Genomic DNA, 19889 nt, shown 5'->3' on the forward strand with positions numbered 1-19889 from the left:
GGGGACGAGGTCCTTCGCCGGGTCGTAGACGTCCCGAAGTGGAGGGCCCCCTGGGCCCGTGAACGCGACCCGGCGAAGAACGCCTCTCCCGCCTGCGTCAGCGAGAAAGGTGACGGCCGCAACCAAGGCGGCCCAAGACTAGCGAGCCCGTCGCTCCAGACGGTCGATGTCGAGCAGCACCACAGCGCGACCCTCACGACGCACCCAACCGCGCGTCGCGAAGTCCGCCAGGGCCTTGTTGACGGTCTCGCGGGAGGCGCCGACGAGCTGGGCGAGCTCCTCCTGCGTGAGGTCGTGGGCGACCCGGATGCCGTCGTCGTTCGGCTCGCCGAAGCGGGCGGACAGGTCGAGGAGGGCCTTGGCGACGCGGCCGGGGACGTCGGAGAAGACCAGGTCGGCCAGGGTCTCGTTGGTGCGGCGCAGGCGGCGCGCCAGGGCGCCGAGCAGGGTGGTGGCGACGCTGGGGTGCGCGGCGATCCACTGCACGAGGGCCTGGTGGCGCAGCTCGTAGACGAGCGCGTCGGAGACGGACGAGGCGGTCGCCGTGCGGGGGCCCGGGTCGAACAGGGACAGCTCGCCGAACATCTCGCCGGGGCCGAGGATCGACAGCAGGTTCTCCCGGCCGTCGCTCGACCGCCGGCCGAGCTTGATCTTGCCCTGCGCGATGACGTACAGCCGGTCGCCGGGCTCGCCCTCGCGGAAGAGGACGTCCCCGCGGGTCAGCTCGACCGGGACCATGGACTCGAAGAGCGCCTTCGTCTCCTCGGATTCCATGTCCGCGAAGAGAGGGGCGGAGAGCACGACGGTGTCGTCCACAGGATTCCTCACGTGGTTCGGGGGCGGCCGTCCCGGGTCGGGTGCGGTCGTCCGGGGGTTGTCAAGAGGGTGTGTTCCGGTTCTCAGTCTGCCTCACCGCACCAAATCGCGGCACGACGAAGCGCCGGGAAGCCCGGGGAGAGCCCCGAGACGGCGTCACCGGATCCGGCGCGGGCGGGCTGTCGGAGTGGATGGCTACGCTCGGACCGTGCCGACGAAGCCCGCCTCCTCGACCGCCCTCCCGTCCGACGCGACGCCCACGGGCGAGTCGCGGGTCGCGCTGGTGCGGCGCGCGCGCCGCATCGACCGCGAGCTCGCGGTGACGTACCCGGACGCGCGCGCGGAGCTGGACTTCACGACGCCGCTGGAGCTGCTGGTGGCGACGGTGCTGTCGGCGCAGACCACGGACGTGCGGGTCAACGCGACGACGCCGGCGATCTTCGCCCGTTATCCGGACGCCGCCGCGTACGCGGGCGCGGACCCGGCGGAGATGGAGGAGCTGTTCAAGCCGCTCGGCTTCTTCCGCGCCAAGACGCGCTCGATCATCGGGCTGGGGCAGGCGCTGGTCGAGCGGTTCGACGGCGAGGTCCCGGCCCGCCTGGACGACCTGGTGACGTTGCCGGGGGTGGGGCGCAAGACGGCGAACGTGGTGCTGGGCAACGCGTTCGGCGTCCCTGGCATCACCGTGGACACCCACTTCGGGCGCCTGGCGCGCCGCTTCGGCTGGACGGACCAGGAGGACCCGGTCAAGGTCGAGCACGAGGTCGGGGCGCTGTTCCCGAAGAAGGACTGGACGATGCTGAGCCATCACCTCGTGTGGCACGGGCGACGGCGGTGCCACGCGCGGCGGCCGGCGTGCGGGGCGTGCCCGGTGGCGCGCTGGTGCCCGTCGTTCGGGATCGGGGAGACGGACCCGGTCGCGGCGGCGAAGCTCGTCAAGCCGGGGCCACGGGGCTGACCCGGCCCTGACGGGGTGTCAGCGGGCGGCGAGGGCGTGCTCGAGCCAGTCGACGAGCAGCTTGCCGACCTCGTCGGGGGCCTCCTCGGGCAGGAAGTGCCCGGCGCCGTCGACGGTCTCGTAGCGGAAGTCGCGGGCGAGCGCCGCGCCGTCGACGGGGGCGTGGCGGGGGTCGACGAAGCCGTCCAGCTCGCCCTGCACCTGCAGCACCGGGACGTCGACGGGCTCGCGCAGCGCGGCGAGGTAGCGGCGGCCGTCGGGGCGCGGGGTCGAGCGGACCATCCAGCGCAGCGACTCCATCACGGTGTGCGCCGCGAACGGGATCCGCATCACGGTGCGGTACAGCTCGTAGGCGTCGGTGCCGAGGGGGCGCGCGGCGCCGTCGCGCAGCACGCGTGCCACCTGGTCGCCGTCGGTGAGCCGGCGCTCGGGCAGCGTGGGCAGCTGGTAGGCGGCGAGCTGGCGGCGGGCCAGCGGGGTGAGCAGCTGGCGGCCCGAGACGTGCAGGCGGGCCGGGTGCGGCGCGGAGACGGCGGCCACGGCCGCGGTCACGGCGGGCTGCAGCCGCGCCATCGACCACGCGGTGACACCACCCGTGCCGTGCCCGACGACGACGGCCCGGTCGTGGCCGAGGGAGCGCACCACGCCCGCCACGTCCTGCGTGCCGGTGGGGACGTCGTACCCGGACGGGGGCTTGTCGGAGGCGCCCACGCCCCGCAGGTCCATCGCCGCCACCCGGTACCCGGCGTCGGCGAGCTGCTCCATCTGGTGCCGCCACGCCCACCAGAACTGCGGGAAGCCGTGCAGCAGCACGACGAGCGGGCTGCGGCCGCCGTTCGTCCGGTCGGGCCCGGCGAGCGCGACATGGAAGCGGGCGCCGTTCGCGGGCACGAGCTCGTGCCGCCAGGGTCCGTCGACCAGGGCGCTGGAGAAGTCGCTGGAGTCCGACATCGCGGTCACCGGTCGAACCTACCTGGTGCGGTGCGCCGGGGCCCGTGCGGGCGCGCGGGTTCAGCGGGTGGGGGCCGCCCGCCCGGCCGCGCCCGTGCCGTCCGACGTCGTGGCGTCGTCCGCGTCGGCGCCCTCCACCGGCCGGGGTTCCTTGGGCGGGTCGAACCGGTAGCCGACGTTGCGGACGGTGCCGATGAGCTGCTCGTGCTCGGGGCCGAGCTTGGCGCGCAGGCGCCGCACGTGCACGTCCACGGTGCGGGTGCCGCCGTAGTAGTCGTAGCCCCAGACCTCCTGCAGCAGCTGCGCCCGCGTGAACACGCGGCCCGGGTGCTGCACCAGGTACTTGAGGAGCTCGAACTCCTTGTACGTGAGGTCGATGGGGCGGCCGCGCAGCCTCGCGGTGTAGCCGCCGGCGTCGATCGCGAGGTCGCCGGCGGCGATCTCCTGGGGGCCGTCGTCGACGGGGCCGCGCTCGGACCGCTCGATCACGAGGCGCAGGCGCGCCTCCACCTCGGCGGGCGAGGCGGCCTCGAGCAGCAGGTCGTCGGCACCCCACTCGTGCGTGACGACGGTGAGCCCGCCCTCCGTGAGCACGAGCACGAGCGGCACGGTGAGGCCGGTGGCGTGCAGGAGCCGGCACGTGGTGCGGGCGGCGACGAGGTCACGACGCGCGTCGAGCAGCACGACGTCGGAGTCCGGGGCGTCCACCAGGGCGGACGGCTCCATGGGCAGCACCCGGATCCGGTGGTTCAGCAGGCCCAGGGCGGGCAGCACCTCGACCGACCCGCCGGACGCGGGCGTGAGGATCAGCAGCTCGGCCACCGGCACCTCCTCCCGGTCGTCGGACGGTCCGTTCGACAGCGTCCGACAGGTGCGTCCGCCAACGTACCGCGGTGCGGCGTGGATCACACCGCACCCGTCCCGGTCGTGTGACCGGTTCCCGCAGTGTGCCCCGAACCGTGTTGCGGGCGCGTTTCCGATCGGCGACCGGACTGTGACGGACGTGGCCGCGGCGTGGCGGCGGTGGGTCGCGGACGGGTCGCGGACGGGTCGCGGACGGGTCGCGGCACGGTCGCGGCACGGCTCGTGGCCCCGGGTCGTGGACGGCGGGGACGCCGCCCGCCGTCTGCGACACTCGTCGTCGTGACCGTGACCACCCGCGCCGTCTGGACGGCCGTCCTCTCCGCCGTCGTCGCGGCGGCCGCCGCCCTCGACGACTACGGGATCCTGCCCCTGACGGCGGTGGCCGGGGGGCTCGTGCTGCTCCTCGCGGCCGGCTGGGGCCCGTTGCTGCGGCTGCCGGCCCAGGGCGGGACGACGGTCGTCGTGGCGGTCGCCGGGCTCGGCGCGGTCGCCGTGGCGTGGGCCACCCAGGGCGAGCCGGTGCTGCGCAACGTGCCGCTGGTGCTCGCGATGGCGCTGGTGCTGGCGTTCGTCGCGGAGATGCTGCGCCGCGGCGGGCGGCCCCGGCTCGTGGAGTCCGTGAGCGGCACGGTGACCGGCGCCGTGGTCGCGGTGTGCTGCTCCGGCTGGGTGGCCGCGGGTCGCTCGGAGGCGGGCGCGGCGCTCGTGGTCGTGAGCGCGCTCGGCCTCGCGGTCGCCGCGGCGGTGTCGGCGACGCCGGTCGCGCGCGGCTGGGCGGGCTCGCTCGTGGGGGTGGCGCTGGGCGCCGTCGCCGCGGGCGGGGTGGCGACGCTCCTGCCGGCGATCGACCCGGTGAGCGGCCTGGTGGCGGGTGCCGTGACCGGCCTGGTGGTCGCGGTGCTGCGCCTGCTGTTCGAGCGTCAGCCTGCGCTGACGGGGCGCCGGGCGGTGCTGGCCGCGGTCACGGCGCCGGTCGCCGTGAGCGGCATCCTGGTGTTCGTCGTGGGGCGGCTCGTCGTCGCCTGAGCAGGGTCGCCGCCTCGCGGCGGCGGGCCCGGGGCGGGCGTCACGCCGGGCGCTCGACCACGCCCGCCAGGTTGATCGCCTCGCCGGCCAGCTCGATGCGCACCTTCTTGCTCACGAGCACGCCGCCGGCCTCGAGCGGGACGTTCCACACCAGCCCGTACTTCTCGCGCTCGAAGTCGGCCGCCGCGCTGAAACCGAAGATGTCGCGGCCGTACGGGTCCCGACCGGCCCCGCCGAACTCGGCGTCGAGCGCGATGGGGTGGGCGATGCCGCGGATCGTCAGGTCGCCGTGGAGCACGAACTTCGCGGACGTCTTCAGCGTGCTGGGGGCGGTGTCGGCGCGACCCGGCGTGCGGCCCTTGAGGCGGGCCCACGAGAAGATCGGGTCGACCTCGGTGCGCCACTCGATGCCCGTGCTGCGGAACTCGATCGTCGGGAAGTTCTCCACGTCGAGGAAGTCGGGGCTGCGCAGGTGCGCGTCGCGGTCCGGCAGGTGGGTGCTGATGGTCGCGGCATCCAGCGTCGCGGTCACCGACGACTGCAACGGGTCTTCGGCCACGCGGATGGTCGCGCTCCCCGACGAGAACTCGCCGCGCACCGGGCTCACCATCATGTGCATCGCGAGGAAGCCGAGCCGCCGGTGCTCCTTGTCGAGCACGTAGTCGCCGGCGGCGGGGATGACGAGGTCGTTCCAGGTCCTGGTGGACGAGGTCATGGATGGTTCTCCGTGGTCGCGACGTCGGCCGGCGCCGTGCGGGGCGGGCCTCTGGGGCACGTGCGCCCGCCGGCCGGCTCGACGGCAGGGCGTCACTGGATGCTTCAACGTTCAATCTACGGCACGGGGGGTGCCCGGCGGGAGTGCGTCCGGCGACCGGGTGGTGTGCCTCACACCGGGTGCGCGGCGTCAGTAGACGAGCGCCTGGGCGCCCGGGCGCAGCACCTCCTCGGCGAACACGGCGGCCCCGGCGATGCGCACGCCGGGCAGGACGTCGTCGGGCCCGAGGCCGCGGCGGGCGGCGCACTGCGTGCAGAGGGTGACCGTGCCGGCGGCGAGGACGGCGTCGAGCAGGTCGCCGGCGGGCGCGGCGTGCTCGAGCGAGAGCTCCGCGACCCGGCCGGGGACGGCGAACCACGCCGCCTCCCCGGTGAGCCACAGGCTCACCTCCGCGCCGGCGGCGACGGCCGCGGCCGCCACGGTGAGCGCCTGGTTGGCGGCCTCCGGCCGGTCCGTCCCCGACGTGGTCTTGATCACGAGCGAGCGCGCGGGCGTCGCAGCGGTGGGGGTGCTCATGGGCGGCGACCTTACTCACGCTGACCGATGCCGGGACGGCTGGGTAGGATCGCGGCATGTCGATCCACGCTCTCGAGGCAGTGTTCACCGGTCTGCTGGTCGTCGTGTCGGTCACGATCCTCTGGTTCGCCGGCTACGTCGTCTACAAGCTGTTCCAGGGCCAGCGCTGATGCCCTTCGCCTTCCCCGAGGGCCTCGCGCCCGAGGTCTACCCGCTCGCGTGGCTCGTGGGCCGCTGGCAGGGCGAGGGCGTGATCGAGTACACCGGCATCGACGAGACGCCGTTCGTGCACGACCTCGTCTTCGACCACGACGGCGGGCCCTACCTGCGCTTCGAGTCCACGCTGCGCGTGCGCTCCGCGGCGGCGGCCGACGGCGAGGGCACGCCGGGCGACGACGAGCCCGACACGGTCTGGTCGACGGAGACCGGCTACTGGCGCGTGTCGACCGACCGCCCGGAGGGGCTGGAGGACGACCGGCACGCGCTCGAGGTGCTCGTCACCGACGCGTCGGGCCGGCTCGCCCTGTTCCTCGGCGTCGCGGGCAACGGCCGCATCGACCTCGCCACGGACTTCGTGGCCCGCACCTCGACCGCCGCGGAGGTCACCGCGGCGAAGCGCCTGTACGGCCTGGTCGAGGGGCGCCTGATGTGGGTCGAGGAGCTCGCCGCGTTCGGGCACCCGCTCGGCTCGTACGCCTCCGCCCAGCTCGACCGCGTCGAGAACGACTGAGAGGGCGTCCGATGGACTCGCCGCTCCTGGCCCGACAGGGCGCCGTGGCTGCCACGGGTGCCGACGAGGGCGTGGCCTGGCACTACGGCGACCCGGTCGCCGAGCAGCGTGCGCTCGCCCGCGGCGGGGCCGTGGTCGACCAGTCGCACCTGGGCGTCGTGCGCGTCGCCGGCCCCGACCGCCTGTCGTGGCTGCACTCGATCACGTCGCAGGACGTGCAGGGTCTCGCGCCGCGCACCTCCACCGAGCTGTTCGTGCTGTCCCCGCAGGGCCACGTCGAGCACGCCGCGGGCGTCGTCGACGACGGCGAGGCCACCTGGCTGGTCACCGAGGGCGACCACGCCGCGCCGCTGGCCGCCTGGCTCGAGCGCATGAAGTTCATGATGCGGGTCGAGATCGACGACCTCTCCGCCGAGTACGCGGCGCTGGGGGAGCCGGTCGCCGCCGAGGGCGTCGAGGGCGAGCCCGTGACCTGGTGGGACACCTGGCCGCGCGTCGCCCAGGGCGGCACCCGGTACGGCCCGCCCGAGACGGAGCACCCGGGCCTCGACCGTCCGTGGCGGCTCGTCCTCGTGCCGCGCGCCGACCTGGAGGCCGCCGTCGCCGAGCGTGAGGCCGCCGGATGGCGCCTGGCCGGCACGTGGGCCACCGAGGCGCTGCGCGTCGAGGCGTGGCGCCCGCGGCTGGCGCACGAGGTCGACCACCGCAGCGTGCCGCACGAGCTCGACTGGCTGCGCACCGCCGTCCACCTGCACAAGGGCTGCTACCGCGGTCAGGAGACGATCGCGCGCGTGCACAACCTGGGCCGCCCGCCGCGGCGGCTGGTGCTGCTGCACCTGGACGGCTCCCAGCACGTGGTGCCCGAGGCGGGCGCGGAGGTCTTCGTGGGCGGGCCGGAGGGGCGTGCCGTCGGCACCGTGACCACGGTGGCGCGGCACCACGAGCTCGGGCCGGTCGCCCTCGCCGTGATCAAGCGGTCCGCCCCCGAGGACGCCGAGCTCACCGTGGTGGGCGACGTCGGCGGGCAGGAGCTGCAGGTCGCGGCCGCGCAGGAGGTCGTGGTGCCGGGCGACGGCGTCTCGGCCGACCGGCCCGAGGCGCACGGGCCGCTGACGCGCGGCCTCACCCCGCGCGGGCCCGACGCCCCGCAGAGCCTGCTGTGAGGGGCCTGCTGTGAGCGGGCGCCCGTGAGCGACGAGCCGGCGGCCCGTCCCGCGGGCGACATGTCGCGGCGCGCGGGCGCCGCCGCGCGCGCGGCCCTGCGGACCCTGCCCCGGCGCATCCGGCTGCGGCAGGGCATCTCCCGGGTGCGCGTCGCGTTCTGGCCCATCGTCCAGGCGGCGCTGGCCGCGGGCGTCGCGTACGGGATCGCGACCGTCGTGCTGGGGCACACGCAGCCGTTCTTCGCCGCCATCGCGGCATGGGTGTGCCTCGGGTTCAGCTTCGACCGCGAGCTGCGCAAGGTGGCCGAGGTCGCGGCGGGCGTGGCGCTCGGCGTCGCGCTGGGCGACGTCATGGTCCACCTCATCGGGTCCGGCTGGTGGCAGATCGCGCTGGTGATGGGGATCTCGGCACTCATCGCCCGGTTCGTCGACCGCGGCCCGCTGGTGACCATCCAGGCGGGCGTCCAGGCGGGCGTCGTCGTGGGCCTGCCGGCCTCGGTGGCGACCAACGGCGCGTTCGGCCGCTGGACGGACGCCCTGGTCGGGGGCGGCGTGGCGCTGCTCGTCGCGCTCCTCACGCCCGGCGACCCGCGGCGGCGCATCCGCGACCTGGCGCAGAGCGCGACCCGCGAGCTGGCCCTCACGCTGGAGTCCGTGGCGCTCGGCCTGCGCGACGGCGACCCCGACGAGCTCGCCGCGGCGCTGGTGCGCGGTCGGGCCGCCGAGAAGTCGCTCGAGGAGTGGCACGACGTCGCGACCAAGTCGGACGAGATCGCCCGGGTGAGCGTCAACCGCGTGCTCCGGGCGGAGATCACGCGGCTCACCGGCCAGGCGGTGCTGGTCGACCGGGCCATGCGCAGCGTGCGCGTGCTCGCCCGGCGCGCCCCGGCGACGCTCCGCTCGCTGGGGCAGCTGGGGGACGAGGGGAGCCACCGGGTGACGGCGGCGCCGCTGGCGGGCGGGCTGCCCCCGCCGCCGGAGGTCGACCCGACCGCCGACCCGGTGGCGGACCTGGTCGTGCGCCTCGCGCACGGCGTGCGGCTGCTCGCCGCCGCCCTCGGCTCGGGCACGGGCCTGGGGCAGGCGCGCGACGCGCTGCTCGACGTCGCGCGCGACGTCGACCCGCGCACCGTGGGCGAGGGGCACTGGCAGGTGCAGTCGCTGGTGCTGCTGCTGCGCTCGCCCGTCGTGGACCTGCTCGAGGCGGCGGGCCTGCCGCCCGAGGAGGCCCGGGACGCCCTCCCGGAGATGTGACGGCCCGCGGGCGGTCGGTCAGCGGTGCTCGACGACGTCCGTGTCGTCGGCGAGGAGCTGGTGGGTGAGCTGCTCCACGAGCTGGTCGACCTCGGGCTCGTCCCCACCGGGCCACTCGGCGACGTACCGACGCAGCCGCTGCCGCTCGGCCTCGCGGATCGACTCGGCGACGACGTCGCCGTCGGGGGTGACGAGGACGGCGTCGCCGTCCACCTCGACGAGTCCGCGCGCCGCCAGCGCCTGGGCGATGCGCCGCACCGTCTCGGGCGACACCTCCGTGCGCTCGGCCATGAGCTGCACGGACCGCTTCCGCTTGAGGGAGACGCGCGTGACCATCCACGCCTCCTCGGCGGTGAGGTCGTCGTCGCGCGCGATCGTCTCGTACACCTTGAGCGGGTCCAGCTTGCCGACGCGGCGCCACAGGATGAGGCGCAGCTCGTCGAGGGACGTCCGGGCGGAGCCGAGCGCGAACGACTCGCCGGCCGCCTGCCCGGCGGTGGTGGCGGCGTCGCCGCGCGTCGCGGTGCGCAGCTCGACCTCCGGCAGCAGCCACGTGAGGGCGAAGGCGAGCACGGCGATCGGCACCGCCCACAGGAAGACGACGTGCAGGGCGCCCGCGTACGCGTCCAGGAACCAGTCCTGCACCTCGGGCGGGCACTGCGCGAGGTTCTGGGTGGACGCGGCCAGCGCCCCGGGCCCGCACGTGCCCTCCGCCGTCGCCGGGACACCGGTGACGAGCGCGTCGGTGAGCCGGTTCGCGAAGATCGTGCCGAAGACGGCGACCCCGACCGACGACCCGATGGTGCGGAAGTACGTGGCGCCGGAGGTCGCGGTGCCGAGGTCCTTGTAGCTGACCGCGTTCTGCACGGCGATCACGAGCACCTGGGTGACCATGCCCAGCCCGGCGCCGAGGACGAACATGCTCAGCCCGGCCTGGAGCGTGGTGGTGTCGCGGCCCATGAGGGAGAGCAGGAAGAGCCCGCCCGCCGTGATCGCGGTGCCGACGATCGGGTAGACCTTGTACCGCCCGGTGCGGGAGATGAGCTGTCCCGACCCGATGGACGTGAGCAGCATGCCGAGCATCATCGGCGTCATCTCGAGGCCGGACTCGGTGGGCGTGGACCCCTTGACCGTCTGCAGGTACAGCGGCAGGTAGGTGATCGCGCCGAACATGGCGAAGCCGACGACGAACCCGACCACCGCGGACACGGAGAACACCTTGCTGCGGAACAGGTGCAGGGGGAGCACGGGCTCGGGGGCGCGCTGCTCGACGACGACGAACGCGACCAGCGACGCGACGGCGAGCGCGACCATCCCGTAGACCGGCCAGGACGCCCACTCCCACGTGGTGCCGCCCAGGCTGGTGACCAGCACGACGGACGTGGAGATCAGGCCCAGCAGGATGATGCCGGCGTAGTCGATGCGGGGCTTCTTGCCGGCCTCGATGTGCGGCAGCACGGACGCGACGACGAGCAGCGCGACGATCCCGATGGGGATGTTGATGTAGAAGACCCAGCGCCAGTCGAGGTTGTCCACGAAGAAGCCGCCGAGTAGGGGGCCGGCGACGGACGAGACGCCGAACACGGCGCCGAAGAAGCCCTGGTACTTGCCCCGCTCCCGCGGGGGGACGACGTCGCCGATGATCGCCTGCGACAGCACCATCAGCCCGCCGCCGCCCACGCCCTGCACGGCGCGCCACGCGATGAGCTGGCCCATCGTCTGGGACGTGCCGGAGAGGATCGACCCGACGAGGAAGATGACGATGCAGGCGATGAACAGGGCCTTGCGCCCGTAGAGGTCGCCGAGCTTGCCCCACAGCACCGTGGTGGCCGTGCTCGCGAGCATGTACGCCGTCACGACCCAGGACAGGTGCTCCGCGCCGCCGAGGTCGGAGACGATCGTGGGCAGCGCGGTCGCGACGATCGTCTGGTCGAGCGCCGCGAGCAGCATCGCGAGCATGAGCCCGCCGAAGACGGCCAGCACCCTGCGCTGCGGCAGGGCCTCCGGCTCGGCGGGTGGTGCGCTCGGTGCGGCGGCCATCGCGTGCCCTTCCTGTCGGGCGGACGACGGCGTCCGCGCGATGAGCAGGTGTCCCGCTTGGCAGGCTCGCACGGTCTTCGGCGGAGGGCGCGGCGAACCGTCTCGGCACGATGTGGTGCACGTGCAGCACCTGTTGTCGTCGAGTAGTTGATGAGATACAGTACTTGTCGTGATGCAGCGAGCTGAACCTTCGACGGCGGACGACGCGTTCTCCGCCGACCTGCTGCGTGGCCACACCGACACGATCGTGCTCGCGACGCTGCGTCGCGGGGACCGCTACGGCTTCGAGATCTACAAGACGATCCGCGACGCCACGGGCGGGGCGCACGAGATCAAGGAGGCCACGCTCTACGCGACGTACCGCCGTCTCACCAAGGACGGCCTGGTCGAGGCCTACTGGGGCGACGAGTCCCAGGGCGGGCGCCGCAAGTACTACCGGATCACGGACGCCGGCCGCGCCGTCTTCCGGCGCAACGTCGCCGCCTGGGTCGCCACCCGCGACGTCATCGACTCCCTCCTGCGCACGGACCCGCGCGCGGACTCGAGCACAGACAAGGACTCCTCCCGATGACCACCGTCCACCGCCTCCTCGACGACGCGTTCGCGGGCGTCGAGCCCTCCCCCGAGGTCCAGGACCTCAAGGAGGAGATCCGGGCGAACCTCGAGGCCCGGGCCGCCGAGCTGCAGGCCGAGGGAGCGTCGCCCGACGACGCCGCCCGCCGTGCCTTCGACGAGCTCGGCGACGTCCGCGCGATCGTCGCCGACGCGCAGGCGGACGTCGCGGCCCAGACCGGCGGCACGCCTCGCACCCCGCTGCAGGAGGCGTTCGCCGTCGCCCAGCAGCAGCGCGTGCGTCCGAAGCCCCGGTTCGTGCTGGGCGTCGTGCTCGCGTCGCTGGTGCTCGTGGCCCTGGTCGCCCTCTGCGTGCTGGCGGCCCTCGACGTCCTCGCCCTGCCGGGCCTCGTCGTCGCCGCCCTCCTGCTCACCGCGTCCAGCGCCGCCGGCTTCGTGGTCGGGTCGTCCGTCTCGCAGGAGACGACGACGAACCACCCGGTGCCGTCGCGACGCGCCGGCGGCTACTACCTGGCCACGGGCCTCGCCGTCTTCGGCCTGCTCCTCGCCGGGCTCACCCTGCTCGGCGAGTTCGAGGCGTGGGTGTACGTCGTCGCGGCGGCGTTGCTCGTCGTGGGCGGCGTGCTGTTCACGATGCTCGGCGTCACGCAGACCAACCGGAAGAAGGCGTGGGTGCGGGACGTCGCGCGTGCCCACGCGACCGGCCACGACTTCGACCGCTTCGAGCGGGACCCGGCCGCCGCCGCGCGGTTCGGCGTCTACACGCTCGTCATCTGGCTGACGGCGTTCGCCGTGTTCGTCGTCCTCGGCCTCACCGTCGGCTGGGCCTGGTCCTGGCTGACCTTCGTCGTCGCCCTCGCGGTGATGATGCTCGTCCTCGCCCGGATGCTCTTCAGGTCGACGGGCGAGCAGCACGAGCAGTGACAAGAACGGTCCCGGGCGACTGCCATCGCCCGGGACCGGTGGCTCGGGTCCGGTGCACGACCGCACCACGAGACGCACTCCCACCCTAGGGCGTGCGCCGGACCCTCCGACCGCTGGTCCACCCAGCAAGGAGGAGACATGTCCGCACGACCGACCTCGCCCGACGTCGCCATCGACGTCGCCGGCCTGACCAAGACCTACCGCTCCGGTCGCGGCGCACGCCCTGTGCGCGCGCTCGACGGCCTCGACCTGTCCGCCGCGCCGGGCAGCGTGCTCGGCCTCCTCGGCCCCAACGGCGCCGGCAAGTCCACCACCGTGAAGATCCTCGCGACGCTGTCGCGGCCCGACGCGGGCACCGCCCGCGTCGCGGGCCACGACGTGGTGCGCGACCCGGCCGCCGTCCGGCGCGCCATCGGCTACGTGGCGCAGCGCCCCGTGACCGACCCCATGGGCACCGGGCGCGAGAACCTCGTGCTCGCCGGGCGGCTGCAGGGGCTCGGCGCCCGCGACTCCCGGGCGCGGGCGGACGAGCTGCTCGAGCGCTTCGGCGTCGCGCACGCCGCCGACCGCCTGGTGAAGACCTGGTCCGGCGGGATGGCGCGCAAGCTCGACGTCGCCGTCGGCCTGGTGCACCGGCCGCAGGTGCTGTTCCTCGACGAGCCCACCACCGGCCTCGACCCCGAGGCGCGCGCCGCGATGTGGGCCGAGATCGAGCGCATGGCGGCCGGCGACGGCATGACGATCCTGCTCACCACGCACTACCTCGACGAGGCCGACCGTCTCGCCGACCAGGTGGTCATCGTGGACGCGGGCCGGGTCGTCACCGCGGGCACCCCCGACGCGCTGAAGGACGAGCTGCGCGGCGACGGCGTCACCGTCGAGCTCGACGACGAGGCCGCCGCGGCGGCGGCCGCACCGGTGGCCGCGCGCGTGCCCGGCGTCGTCGACGTCGCCGCGGAGGGGCGCGCGCTGCGGGCGCGCGCCGACGCGGGGGCCACCGCGCTCCCGGCGCTGCTCGCGGCGCTCGACGCCGCGGGCCTGGGCGTGCGGGCGGCCGGGCTGTCCCGGCCCACGCTCGACGACGTCTATCTGCGGCACACCGGCCGCAGCCTGGAGGCGGCCCACCGCTCGACGGCGGGCGCCGGGGTCGAGGGGGTGGCGGCATGAGCGCCCTGACGCAGGCCGCGCTCCTCACCGGCCGGCAGGCCCGGCAGGGCGTGCGCATCCCCGTGTTCATGGTGATGAACCTGCTGCAGCCGATGATCTGGCTGCTGCTGTTCGGGCAGCTGTTCCGGTCCGTCATCGAGATCCCCGGCTTCGCGGGCGGCGCCGACGTGACCTACCTCGAGTACCTCACGCCCGGCGTCGTCATGATGACGGCGATGGGCGGCGCGGCCTGGGCGGGCACGACGTTCGTGCAGGACATGGACCGCGGCGTGATGGATCGCTTCCTCGCCTCCCCGACCAGCCGCGGCGCGCTGCTGTCCGCCTCGATGGCCTGGTACGCGCTGCTCGGCTGCGCGCAGGCGCTGGTGGTCGTGGGCGTCGCCTGGCTCGGCGGGGCGCGGTTCCCCGGCGGCGGGGCAGGCATCCTGGTCATGCTGGTCGCCGTGGCGCTGCTGAGCTGCCTGTTCGCCGCGCTGTCGGGCGCCGTCGCGCTGCTCACGCGGCAGCAGGAGGCGCTCATCGGCGTCTCGCAGCTGCTCACGATCCCCCTGATGTTCCTCTCGTCGGCGGTGATGGACCCGGCCCTCGCGCCGGACTGGATCGCCACCGCCGCGCGGTACAACCCGTTCGACTGGGCGGTCGTCGTGGCCCGCGACGCCCTCCAGGGCTTCGCCGACCCCGGCACGGTGTGGCTGCACCTGGGGCTGCTCGCCGCCGCCGTCGCCCTGCTGGGCGCGCTCGCGTCGTCGGCGTTCCGCGCCTACCGGCGCGCCATCTGACGCCGAGGTGGCCCCGGAAGCGCCGAGGTAGTCCGAGCCCTGCCGAGGTAGTTCGTGACACTGTGTCACGAACTACCTCGGCGCTTCTCGGACCACCTCGGCAGAGCTGCTGTTCGGCACCGGGCTGCGGACGGTACGGTCGTCGGTCATGGAGGTCTCCGTCAGCGCGCTGCGCGCCGAGCTCAAGTCGTGGATCGAGAAGGCGCGGGCGGGCGAGGAGGTCGTCATCACCGAGCGGGGGGTGCCGGTCGCCCGCCTGTCGGGGGTGCAGACGGCGGACCTCGTCGCCGGGCTGGTGCGCGACGGCCTGCTCACGCCCGCCGCCACCGAGCGGCCGGTGCACGCCGTGCCCGACGACGACGCGGCGGCCACCCGGTCCGCCCCGCGCCCCGCCGCGCGGCCGGCGTCGCGCATGTCCGACCTGGTGCGGCGCATCCGCCGCTGACGACGGTCTCGGCAGCCCGACCGGCGGAACGAAGAACGGAGCACGATGGCCCTCGTCTACTTCGACGCGAGCGCGCTGGTGAAGCTGTGCGTGCGCGAGCCCGGCTCGGCGCTCGCGAGCGCGCTGTGGAACCGCGCCGACGTCGTCGTCTCGTCGCGGATCGCCGACGCCGAGGTGCGGGCGGCGCTCGTGGCCGGGGAGCGGGCCGGGGTGCTCGACCCGCTCGCGCGCCGTCGCGGCACCGCGATCTGGGACGAGCTGAGTGCCGGGCTGCACACCCTCGAGGTGACGCCCGAGGTCTCCGAGCGCGCCGCCGAGCTGGTCGCGTCGTGCCCCGTGCCGCTGCGCGGCGCCGACGCCCTGCACGTGGCCAGCGCGCTCGCCGTCGCGCACGAGGACAGCGTCGTCGCCGCGTGGGACGAGCACGTCGCGGGCGCCGCGCGCTCCCGCAGGCTCCGCGTGCTCCCGTAGGCTCGGCGGGTGATCTCCGCCGCCTTCGGATCCTTCCAGTACATCCTGCTCGTCGTGCTCGCGGTCGTGGTGTTCGTCGTGCAGCTCGTCGCGTTCCTCGACGCCGCCCGCCGGCCCGCGAACGCCTACGTGTCCGAGGGGAAGCTGAAGAAGAACATCTGGCTGATCATCCTCGGCATCGCGGCCCTCATCGGGCTCTTCGGGCTGCCGCCGATGCTCATGACCGCCGGGTCGTTCTTCAACGTCATCGCCGTGACGCCCGCGATCATCTACTGGGTGGACGTGCGCCCGCGGATCCAGCCGTACGGCACCGGCGGGGGGCGTCGCCCGCAGGGCCCGACGGGCGGCTGGTGACGTGGGCGAGGTGACGACGACGGGCTCGCCCGCGCCCGTCGCGCCCGTGGTGCGCGGCGCGGCCCCGCTGGCCGAGGTGGTGCGCGGCGACCTCGTGGAGTCGGTGCACCTGGGGCACCTCGTGGTGCTGGGGCCCGACGGCGGGGTGCGGCTCGCCCTGGGCGACCCGACGACGACGATCTGGCCGCGCTCGTCGGTGAAGCCGCTCCAGGCCGTGGCCATGCTGCGCTCCGGCCTCGACCTGCCGGGCCGGCTCCTGGCGCTCGGGGCCGCCAGCCACAGCGGCGCCCCCGAGCACCTGGCCGGGGTCCGCGAGATCCTCGCCGGCGCGGGGCTGGACGAGTCCGTCCTGCGCAACACGCCCGACCTGCCGCTCGGCCGCGCCGAGGCGCTCGCCTGGCAGGAGGCCGGCCACGGGCCGGAACGGGTCGCGCAGAACTGCTCGGGCAAGCACGCCGCGATGCTCGCGACCTGCGTCGCGGCCGGCTGGGACACCGCGTCCTACCTCGACCTCGACCACCCGCTCCAGCGCGCGGTGCGCGACGCCGTCGTCGAGCTGACGGGCGACGCGGACCCGCACGTCACCGTGGACGGCTGCGGCGCGCCGCTGTTCTCCACCACCGTGCTCGGCCTGGCGCGGTCGTTCGGGCGGCTGGCGTCCGTCGGCGCCGCCGGCACCACCGACGAGGGCGGCCGCGTCGCGCGCGCGATGGCCGGCCACCCGGAGATGGTGGCGGGGCGTGGCCGCGAGGACACGCTCGTCATGACCGCGGTGCCCGGGTCGATCGCCAAGATCGGCGCCGACGGCGTGTGCGCGGCGGGCCTGCCCGACGGGTCGGCGGTGGCGTTCAAGATCCTCGACGGCGGCGACCGGCCCCGCCCGGCGATCCTCGCCGCGGCGATGCGCGCGGCGGGGGCGGCCGACGTCGCGGGCGCGGACGCCGCCGCGCTGGACGCCGTCGGCGTCACGCCCGTGCTGGGTGGCGGGGCGCCGGTCGGCGCGGTGCGCCCGGCCTTCGCGGCGGACGTCGCATGAGGGCCGTGCTGCAGCGCGTGTCGAGCGCGTCCGTCACGGTCGACGGCGAGGTGGTGGGGGCGATCGACCGGCCCGGCCTGCTCGCGCTCGTCGGCGTGACGCACGCCGACGGCCCCGCCGAGGTGGCGACCGTCGCCCGCAAGATCGCGGAGCTGCGCATCCTGCGCGACGAGCGCTCGGTGACCGACGCGGGCGCCCCGGTGCTGGTGGTCAGCCAGTTCACGCTGTACGGGGACGCACGCAAGGGTCGCCGGCCCACCTGGAACGCGGCCGCGCCCGGCCCGGTGGCGGAGCCGCTGGTGGACGAGGTCGTGGCAGACCTGCGGGCGCGGGGGCTCGAGGTGGCCACCGGGAGGTTCGGGGCGGACATGTCCGTCGAGCTCGTGAACGACGGCCCCGTGACGATATTGGTGGAGACCTGACAAATCGCTGACCTGCGTCTTCGCGCAATTTTCGGGCTGATGCGGCAGAGTGGTGCCGCCGAGCACCGAGGCCCGGCACGAGACGGGAGGCCGACGATGACCTCGATCCGCGACAGCGCCGCGCCCTGGCAGTCCCCGCCGGGGGTCCGTGCGCGACCGGTCGCGCCGCAGGTCGTGCGACGGGTCTCGGAGCTCGTGGGCGCCGACCCCGAGGCCCTCGCCCAGACGCTCGGGCTGCTCACCCCCCACCAGCTCGCCGGCGTCGCCGCGCTGCCCGACCCGCTCCCCGTGACGGCCGCGGTGCGGGCGGCGGCCCTGGACGGGACCGCCGGCGCGCTCGACCCCGAGGACCGGCGCGTGCTCCTGGCCGCCGGGGTGCTCGTCCTGGACCGCGTCGACGTCCTGCTCGGCGCGACCGGCGCTTCCGTCGAGCGACTGCTCGCGCCGCCGCTGGCCGGGCACCTCCAGCTCGCCGACGGCCGGTTCCGGGTCGCGGACCCGCGGCTGCGCGCCGTCGTGCACGAGGACGCCGACCTCACCGAGCGCACGGCCGTGCACGCCGCGCTGGCGACCGAGCTGGAGCGCGCGGGGGAGCCCGGGGCGGCGCGGTGGCACGCCGCGCTCGCCACGCTCGCCGGCGACCCGGCCCTGGCCGACGGCCTGGTTCGCCTCGCCCGGCAGCGGCTGGGTCAGGGGTGCGCGGTCGCGGCGCACGCGGTCGCGCGGGAGGCAGCCAGCCACGGCACCGGCGACGTGCGGGCGAGGGCGTTCCTCGTCGCGGGGCGCGCCGCGCTGCTCGGGGGGCACCTGCACGACGCCGCCGGATGGCTCGAGCGGGTGGCGAGCACCGGCGTCGCGACGGTCCAGGACGATGCCGAGCGAGCCCGTGACGCGGTGCTCGCGCTGGTCGACGCCCGGCACCTGGACCGGCCCGGGTCGCCGGCACCGTGCCCCGGCCCAGGTGCGGCCGGGCCGCTGCCGCCCGACGACGAGGACCCGCCGGGCGTCCGGCTCGCGCGCCTCGTCGTGCCGGTCGCGCGCGCCACGGTGTCCCCGGCGGACCGCGCCGCCCTGGCCGCCGTGGTCGAGGCGCTGGCCCGCCTCGACCGCTACCCCCGGGAGGCCGACGAGGTGCTGGCCCGGGCCGTCGTCACCGCCGCGCCGTACCGGGAGACCGTCGCCTGGGTAGGGGCGGACGGGCTCTCCCCGCTGGCGGAGGCGCACCTGCGGGTGGTGCAGGCGCTCGTCCTCCTGCGCGGCGGCGACGCCGAGCAGGCCGCCCGGGTGCTCGACGACGCCGCGGCGCGCCTGCCGGTGTCGCACGTCGTCGGCGGGCTCGCGGCCGAGGTGGCGCGCCGCACCGGCGGCTCGGACACCCTCGCCGCCGGGCTGCGTGCCGTCGGCCCGGACCCGGTCCCCGCGGCCGTCGCCGTCTGTCGCGACCTCGGGTACCCGCGCCCGGCCACCGTGCCGTCGCTCGTGGTGAGCGCGGTGCGCACCTGCCGGGGCGGCCGGGACGGGCTCGCGGACGTGTGGGCGCGCTGGGCGGACGTGCTCACGGCGCGGGAGCTCGACGTCGCGCGCCTCGTCGCGGACGGCCTGGCGAACAAGCAGGTGGCCGATCGGCTGTGCGTGTCCGTGCGCACCGTCGAGGTGCACCTGGGGCGCGTCTTCCGGAAGGTCGGCGTGAGTTCGCGCGCCGAGCTCACGGTCGTCGCGCTGCGGCCCGCGTCGTGACGCCGGCCTGACCCGGCCTCACAGCCGTGTCAGTGGTCGGTGCGACGCCGGCGCGCGAGGCCGACGGCGAGGCCGCCCGCGGCCACGAGCGCCGCGGCCGCGGCGACCAGCCCGGCGACGCCCGCGCCCGTCTGCGGCAGGAAGCCCGACGCGGGCGGTGCGGCCGCGGGGGGAGCCCCGTCCGCGGGCACGGCGGCGGGGACGGTCGTGCCGGGCGTCGGGTCACCGGGTTCGCCCGGCTCGTCGGGCGGCACGGTGCCGGGCGGGTTGGTCGCGCAGCTCGGGGACGACGGCGGGTAGGCGGCGGTCATGGTGAGCTCGGGGTTCACCTCGAGCTTCACGTCCACGGACGGGCGCACCCAGTCGAACTCGTCGCCCTCCACCCAGACGCCGTTCTCGAGGCGCCAGCCGGGCCAGTCGAGCGGCGCGCCCGACGAGTCCACCACGGCGCCCGGCCACAGGACCCGGCCGCTCATCGGGAGGTCGGCCTGCACGACGTCGTCGCCGCCCGGGTTGAGCCACGTGATGGTCACGGTGGTGTTCTCGGTGCCCGTGGCGGTGACGGCGTAGCGGAGGTACGGCACGTCGCCGTCGCACTCCGGCTGGAAGATCTGCGCGGTGAGCGTCGGCTCCTCGGGCGGCGGGTAGTCGGTGCTGCTCGGGCTGCTGCTCGGGCTGGGCACCGTGGCGGCGAGGGCCGGTGCGGCGGCGACCGCGATCGCGCCGCTCAGGGCCAGGCCGGCGGCGGCGCGTACGGCGGTGCGTGCGTGGGCCATCTCGACTCCTCCGGGGGCGATGCTCTCCGTGCTGCCTGGGTGCTGCCTGGGGCCCTCACGCTAGCCGCGCACCTCGACCGGCGACCCCGTCTCACCCGGGTGAAACCGCAGG

Annotated in this window: 22 protein-coding genes; 15 read left to right on the forward strand and 7 right to left on the reverse strand. The window is 75.4% G+C overall.

What is annotated here, in order from left to right:
• Positions 1–138: 138 nt before the first annotated feature.
• On the reverse strand, positions 139–816 hold the full coding sequence (locus ACFVS0_RS20660; RefSeq protein ID WP_416345052.1) for a Crp/Fnr family transcriptional regulator: 678 nt from the start codon (positions 814–816) through the stop codon (positions 139–141).
• A 208-nt stretch (positions 817–1024) separates the two neighbouring features.
• On the opposite strand from ACFVS0_RS20660, the gene nth reads away from it, so the two are divergent.
• Positions 1025–1774, forward strand: a complete 750-nt coding sequence (gene nth / locus ACFVS0_RS20665; RefSeq protein ID WP_430548530.1) for an endonuclease III — start codon at positions 1025–1027, stop codon at positions 1772–1774.
• Between the two features lie 18 nt (positions 1775–1792).
• Here the strand turns inward: nth and ACFVS0_RS20670 are convergent, their stop codons facing one another.
• A complete protein-coding gene (locus ACFVS0_RS20670; protein ID WP_430549021.1) occupies positions 1793–2725 on the reverse strand; it encodes an alpha/beta fold hydrolase in 933 nt (310 codons plus the stop codon).
• Between the two features lie 60 nt (positions 2726–2785).
• On the reverse strand, positions 2786–3547 hold the full coding sequence (locus tag ACFVS0_RS20675; protein WP_430548531.1) for a winged-helix domain-containing protein: 762 nt from the start codon (positions 3545–3547) through the stop codon (positions 2786–2788).
• Between the two features lie 321 nt (positions 3548–3868).
• Between ACFVS0_RS20675 and ACFVS0_RS20680 the strand changes: the two genes are divergently transcribed.
• Positions 3869–4615, forward strand: a complete 747-nt coding sequence (locus ACFVS0_RS20680) for a hypothetical protein (RefSeq protein WP_430564499.1) — start codon at positions 3869–3871, stop codon at positions 4613–4615.
• A gap of 40 nt (positions 4616–4655) precedes the next feature.
• Here ACFVS0_RS20680 and ACFVS0_RS20685 read toward each other — a convergent pair whose 3' ends face one another.
• Complete coding sequence (locus ACFVS0_RS20685) at positions 4656–5330, reverse strand: YceI family protein (RefSeq protein WP_430588998.1); 675 nt, start codon at positions 5328–5330, stop codon at positions 4656–4658.
• 189 nt (positions 5331–5519) lie between these two features.
• Complete coding sequence (locus ACFVS0_RS20690) at positions 5520–5906, reverse strand: DsrE family protein (RefSeq protein WP_430548534.1); 387 nt, start codon at positions 5904–5906, stop codon at positions 5520–5522.
• A gap of 169 nt (positions 5907–6075) precedes the next feature.
• Between ACFVS0_RS20690 and ACFVS0_RS20695 the strand changes: the two genes are divergently transcribed.
• Genes ACFVS0_RS20695 through ACFVS0_RS20705 form a run of 3 tightly spaced genes read left to right on the forward strand, consistent with a single transcriptional unit; the run spans position 6076 to position 9053 of the window.
• Complete coding sequence (locus ACFVS0_RS20695) at positions 6076–6636, forward strand: FABP family protein (RefSeq protein WP_430548535.1); 561 nt, start codon at positions 6076–6078, stop codon at positions 6634–6636.
• 11 nt (positions 6637–6647) lie between these two features.
• On the forward strand, positions 6648–7799 hold the full coding sequence (locus tag ACFVS0_RS20700; RefSeq protein WP_430548536.1) for a YgfZ/GcvT domain-containing protein: 1152 nt from the start codon (positions 6648–6650) through the stop codon (positions 7797–7799).
• Positions 7800–7823: 24 nt separating this feature from the next.
• The gene (locus ACFVS0_RS20705) at positions 7824–9053 is read left to right on the forward strand and encodes an aromatic acid exporter family protein (protein WP_430548537.1); all 1230 of its coding nucleotides are present in this window, start codon (positions 7824–7826) and stop codon (positions 9051–9053) included.
• Positions 9054–9071: 18 nt separating this feature from the next.
• On the opposite strand, the gene ACFVS0_RS20710 is transcribed toward ACFVS0_RS20705, so the two are convergent.
• Positions 9072–11093, reverse strand: coding sequence for a DHA2 family efflux MFS transporter permease subunit (locus ACFVS0_RS20710; protein WP_430588999.1), 2022 nt, complete (start codon positions 11091–11093; stop codon positions 9072–9074).
• Between the two features lie 172 nt (positions 11094–11265).
• Between ACFVS0_RS20710 and ACFVS0_RS20715 the strand changes: the two genes are divergently transcribed.
• From ACFVS0_RS20715 to ACFVS0_RS20760, 10 genes are all read left to right on the forward strand, one after another.
• Positions 11266–11664 (forward strand): PadR family transcriptional regulator, encoded by a 399-nt coding sequence (locus tag ACFVS0_RS20715; protein ID WP_430589013.1) that lies wholly within the window; start codon positions 11266–11268, stop codon positions 11662–11664.
• The gene (locus tag ACFVS0_RS20720) at positions 11661–12590 is read left to right on the forward strand and encodes a permease prefix domain 1-containing protein (protein WP_430589000.1); all 930 of its coding nucleotides are present in this window, start codon (positions 11661–11663) and stop codon (positions 12588–12590) included. The genes ACFVS0_RS20715 and ACFVS0_RS20720 overlap by 4 nt, the downstream gene beginning before the upstream one ends.
• Before the next feature lie 138 nt (positions 12591–12728).
• Entirely contained in the window at positions 12729–13757 is a 1029-nt protein-coding gene (locus ACFVS0_RS20725) for an ABC transporter ATP-binding protein (RefSeq protein WP_430586507.1), read from the forward strand.
• Positions 13754–14536, forward strand: coding sequence for an ABC transporter permease (locus ACFVS0_RS20730; protein WP_430589001.1), 783 nt, complete (start codon positions 13754–13756; stop codon positions 14534–14536). Before ACFVS0_RS20725 ends, ACFVS0_RS20730 begins: the two co-directional genes overlap by 4 nt.
• A 148-nt stretch (positions 14537–14684) precedes the next feature.
• Complete coding sequence (locus ACFVS0_RS20735) at positions 14685–14981, forward strand: type II toxin-antitoxin system Phd/YefM family antitoxin (RefSeq protein WP_430589002.1); 297 nt, start codon at positions 14685–14687, stop codon at positions 14979–14981.
• 45 nt (positions 14982–15026) lie between these two features.
• Positions 15027–15452, forward strand: a complete 426-nt coding sequence (locus ACFVS0_RS20740) for a type II toxin-antitoxin system VapC family toxin (protein WP_430589003.1) — start codon at positions 15027–15029, stop codon at positions 15450–15452.
• Positions 15453–15461: 9 nt separating this feature from the next.
• Complete coding sequence (locus ACFVS0_RS20745; RefSeq protein WP_429733949.1) at positions 15462–15806, forward strand: DUF2516 family protein; 345 nt, start codon at positions 15462–15464, stop codon at positions 15804–15806.
• 10 nt (positions 15807–15816) lie between these two features.
• Positions 15817–16842, forward strand: coding sequence for an asparaginase (locus tag ACFVS0_RS20750; RefSeq protein WP_430564507.1), 1026 nt, complete (start codon positions 15817–15819; stop codon positions 16840–16842).
• Positions 16839–17264, forward strand: a complete 426-nt coding sequence (dtd, locus tag ACFVS0_RS20755) for a D-aminoacyl-tRNA deacylase (RefSeq protein WP_430548545.1) — start codon at positions 16839–16841, stop codon at positions 17262–17264. The genes ACFVS0_RS20750 and dtd overlap by 4 nt, the downstream gene beginning before the upstream one ends.
• A 96-nt stretch (positions 17265–17360) precedes the next feature.
• Complete coding sequence (locus ACFVS0_RS20760; protein ID WP_430589004.1) at positions 17361–19001, forward strand: LuxR C-terminal-related transcriptional regulator; 1641 nt, start codon at positions 17361–17363, stop codon at positions 18999–19001.
• Positions 19002–19030: 29 nt separating this feature from the next.
• Here ACFVS0_RS20760 and ACFVS0_RS20765 read toward each other — a convergent pair whose 3' ends face one another.
• On the reverse strand, positions 19031–19777 hold the full coding sequence (locus ACFVS0_RS20765; RefSeq protein WP_430548547.1) for an LPXTG cell wall anchor domain-containing protein: 747 nt from the start codon (positions 19775–19777) through the stop codon (positions 19031–19033).
• Positions 19778–19889 lie beyond the last annotated feature (112 nt).

The sequence above is a fragment of the Isoptericola sp. NPDC058082 genome, from assembly GCF_042885055.1.
Taxonomy (GTDB): Bacteria; Actinomycetota; Actinomycetes; order Actinomycetales; family Cellulomonadaceae; genus Isoptericola.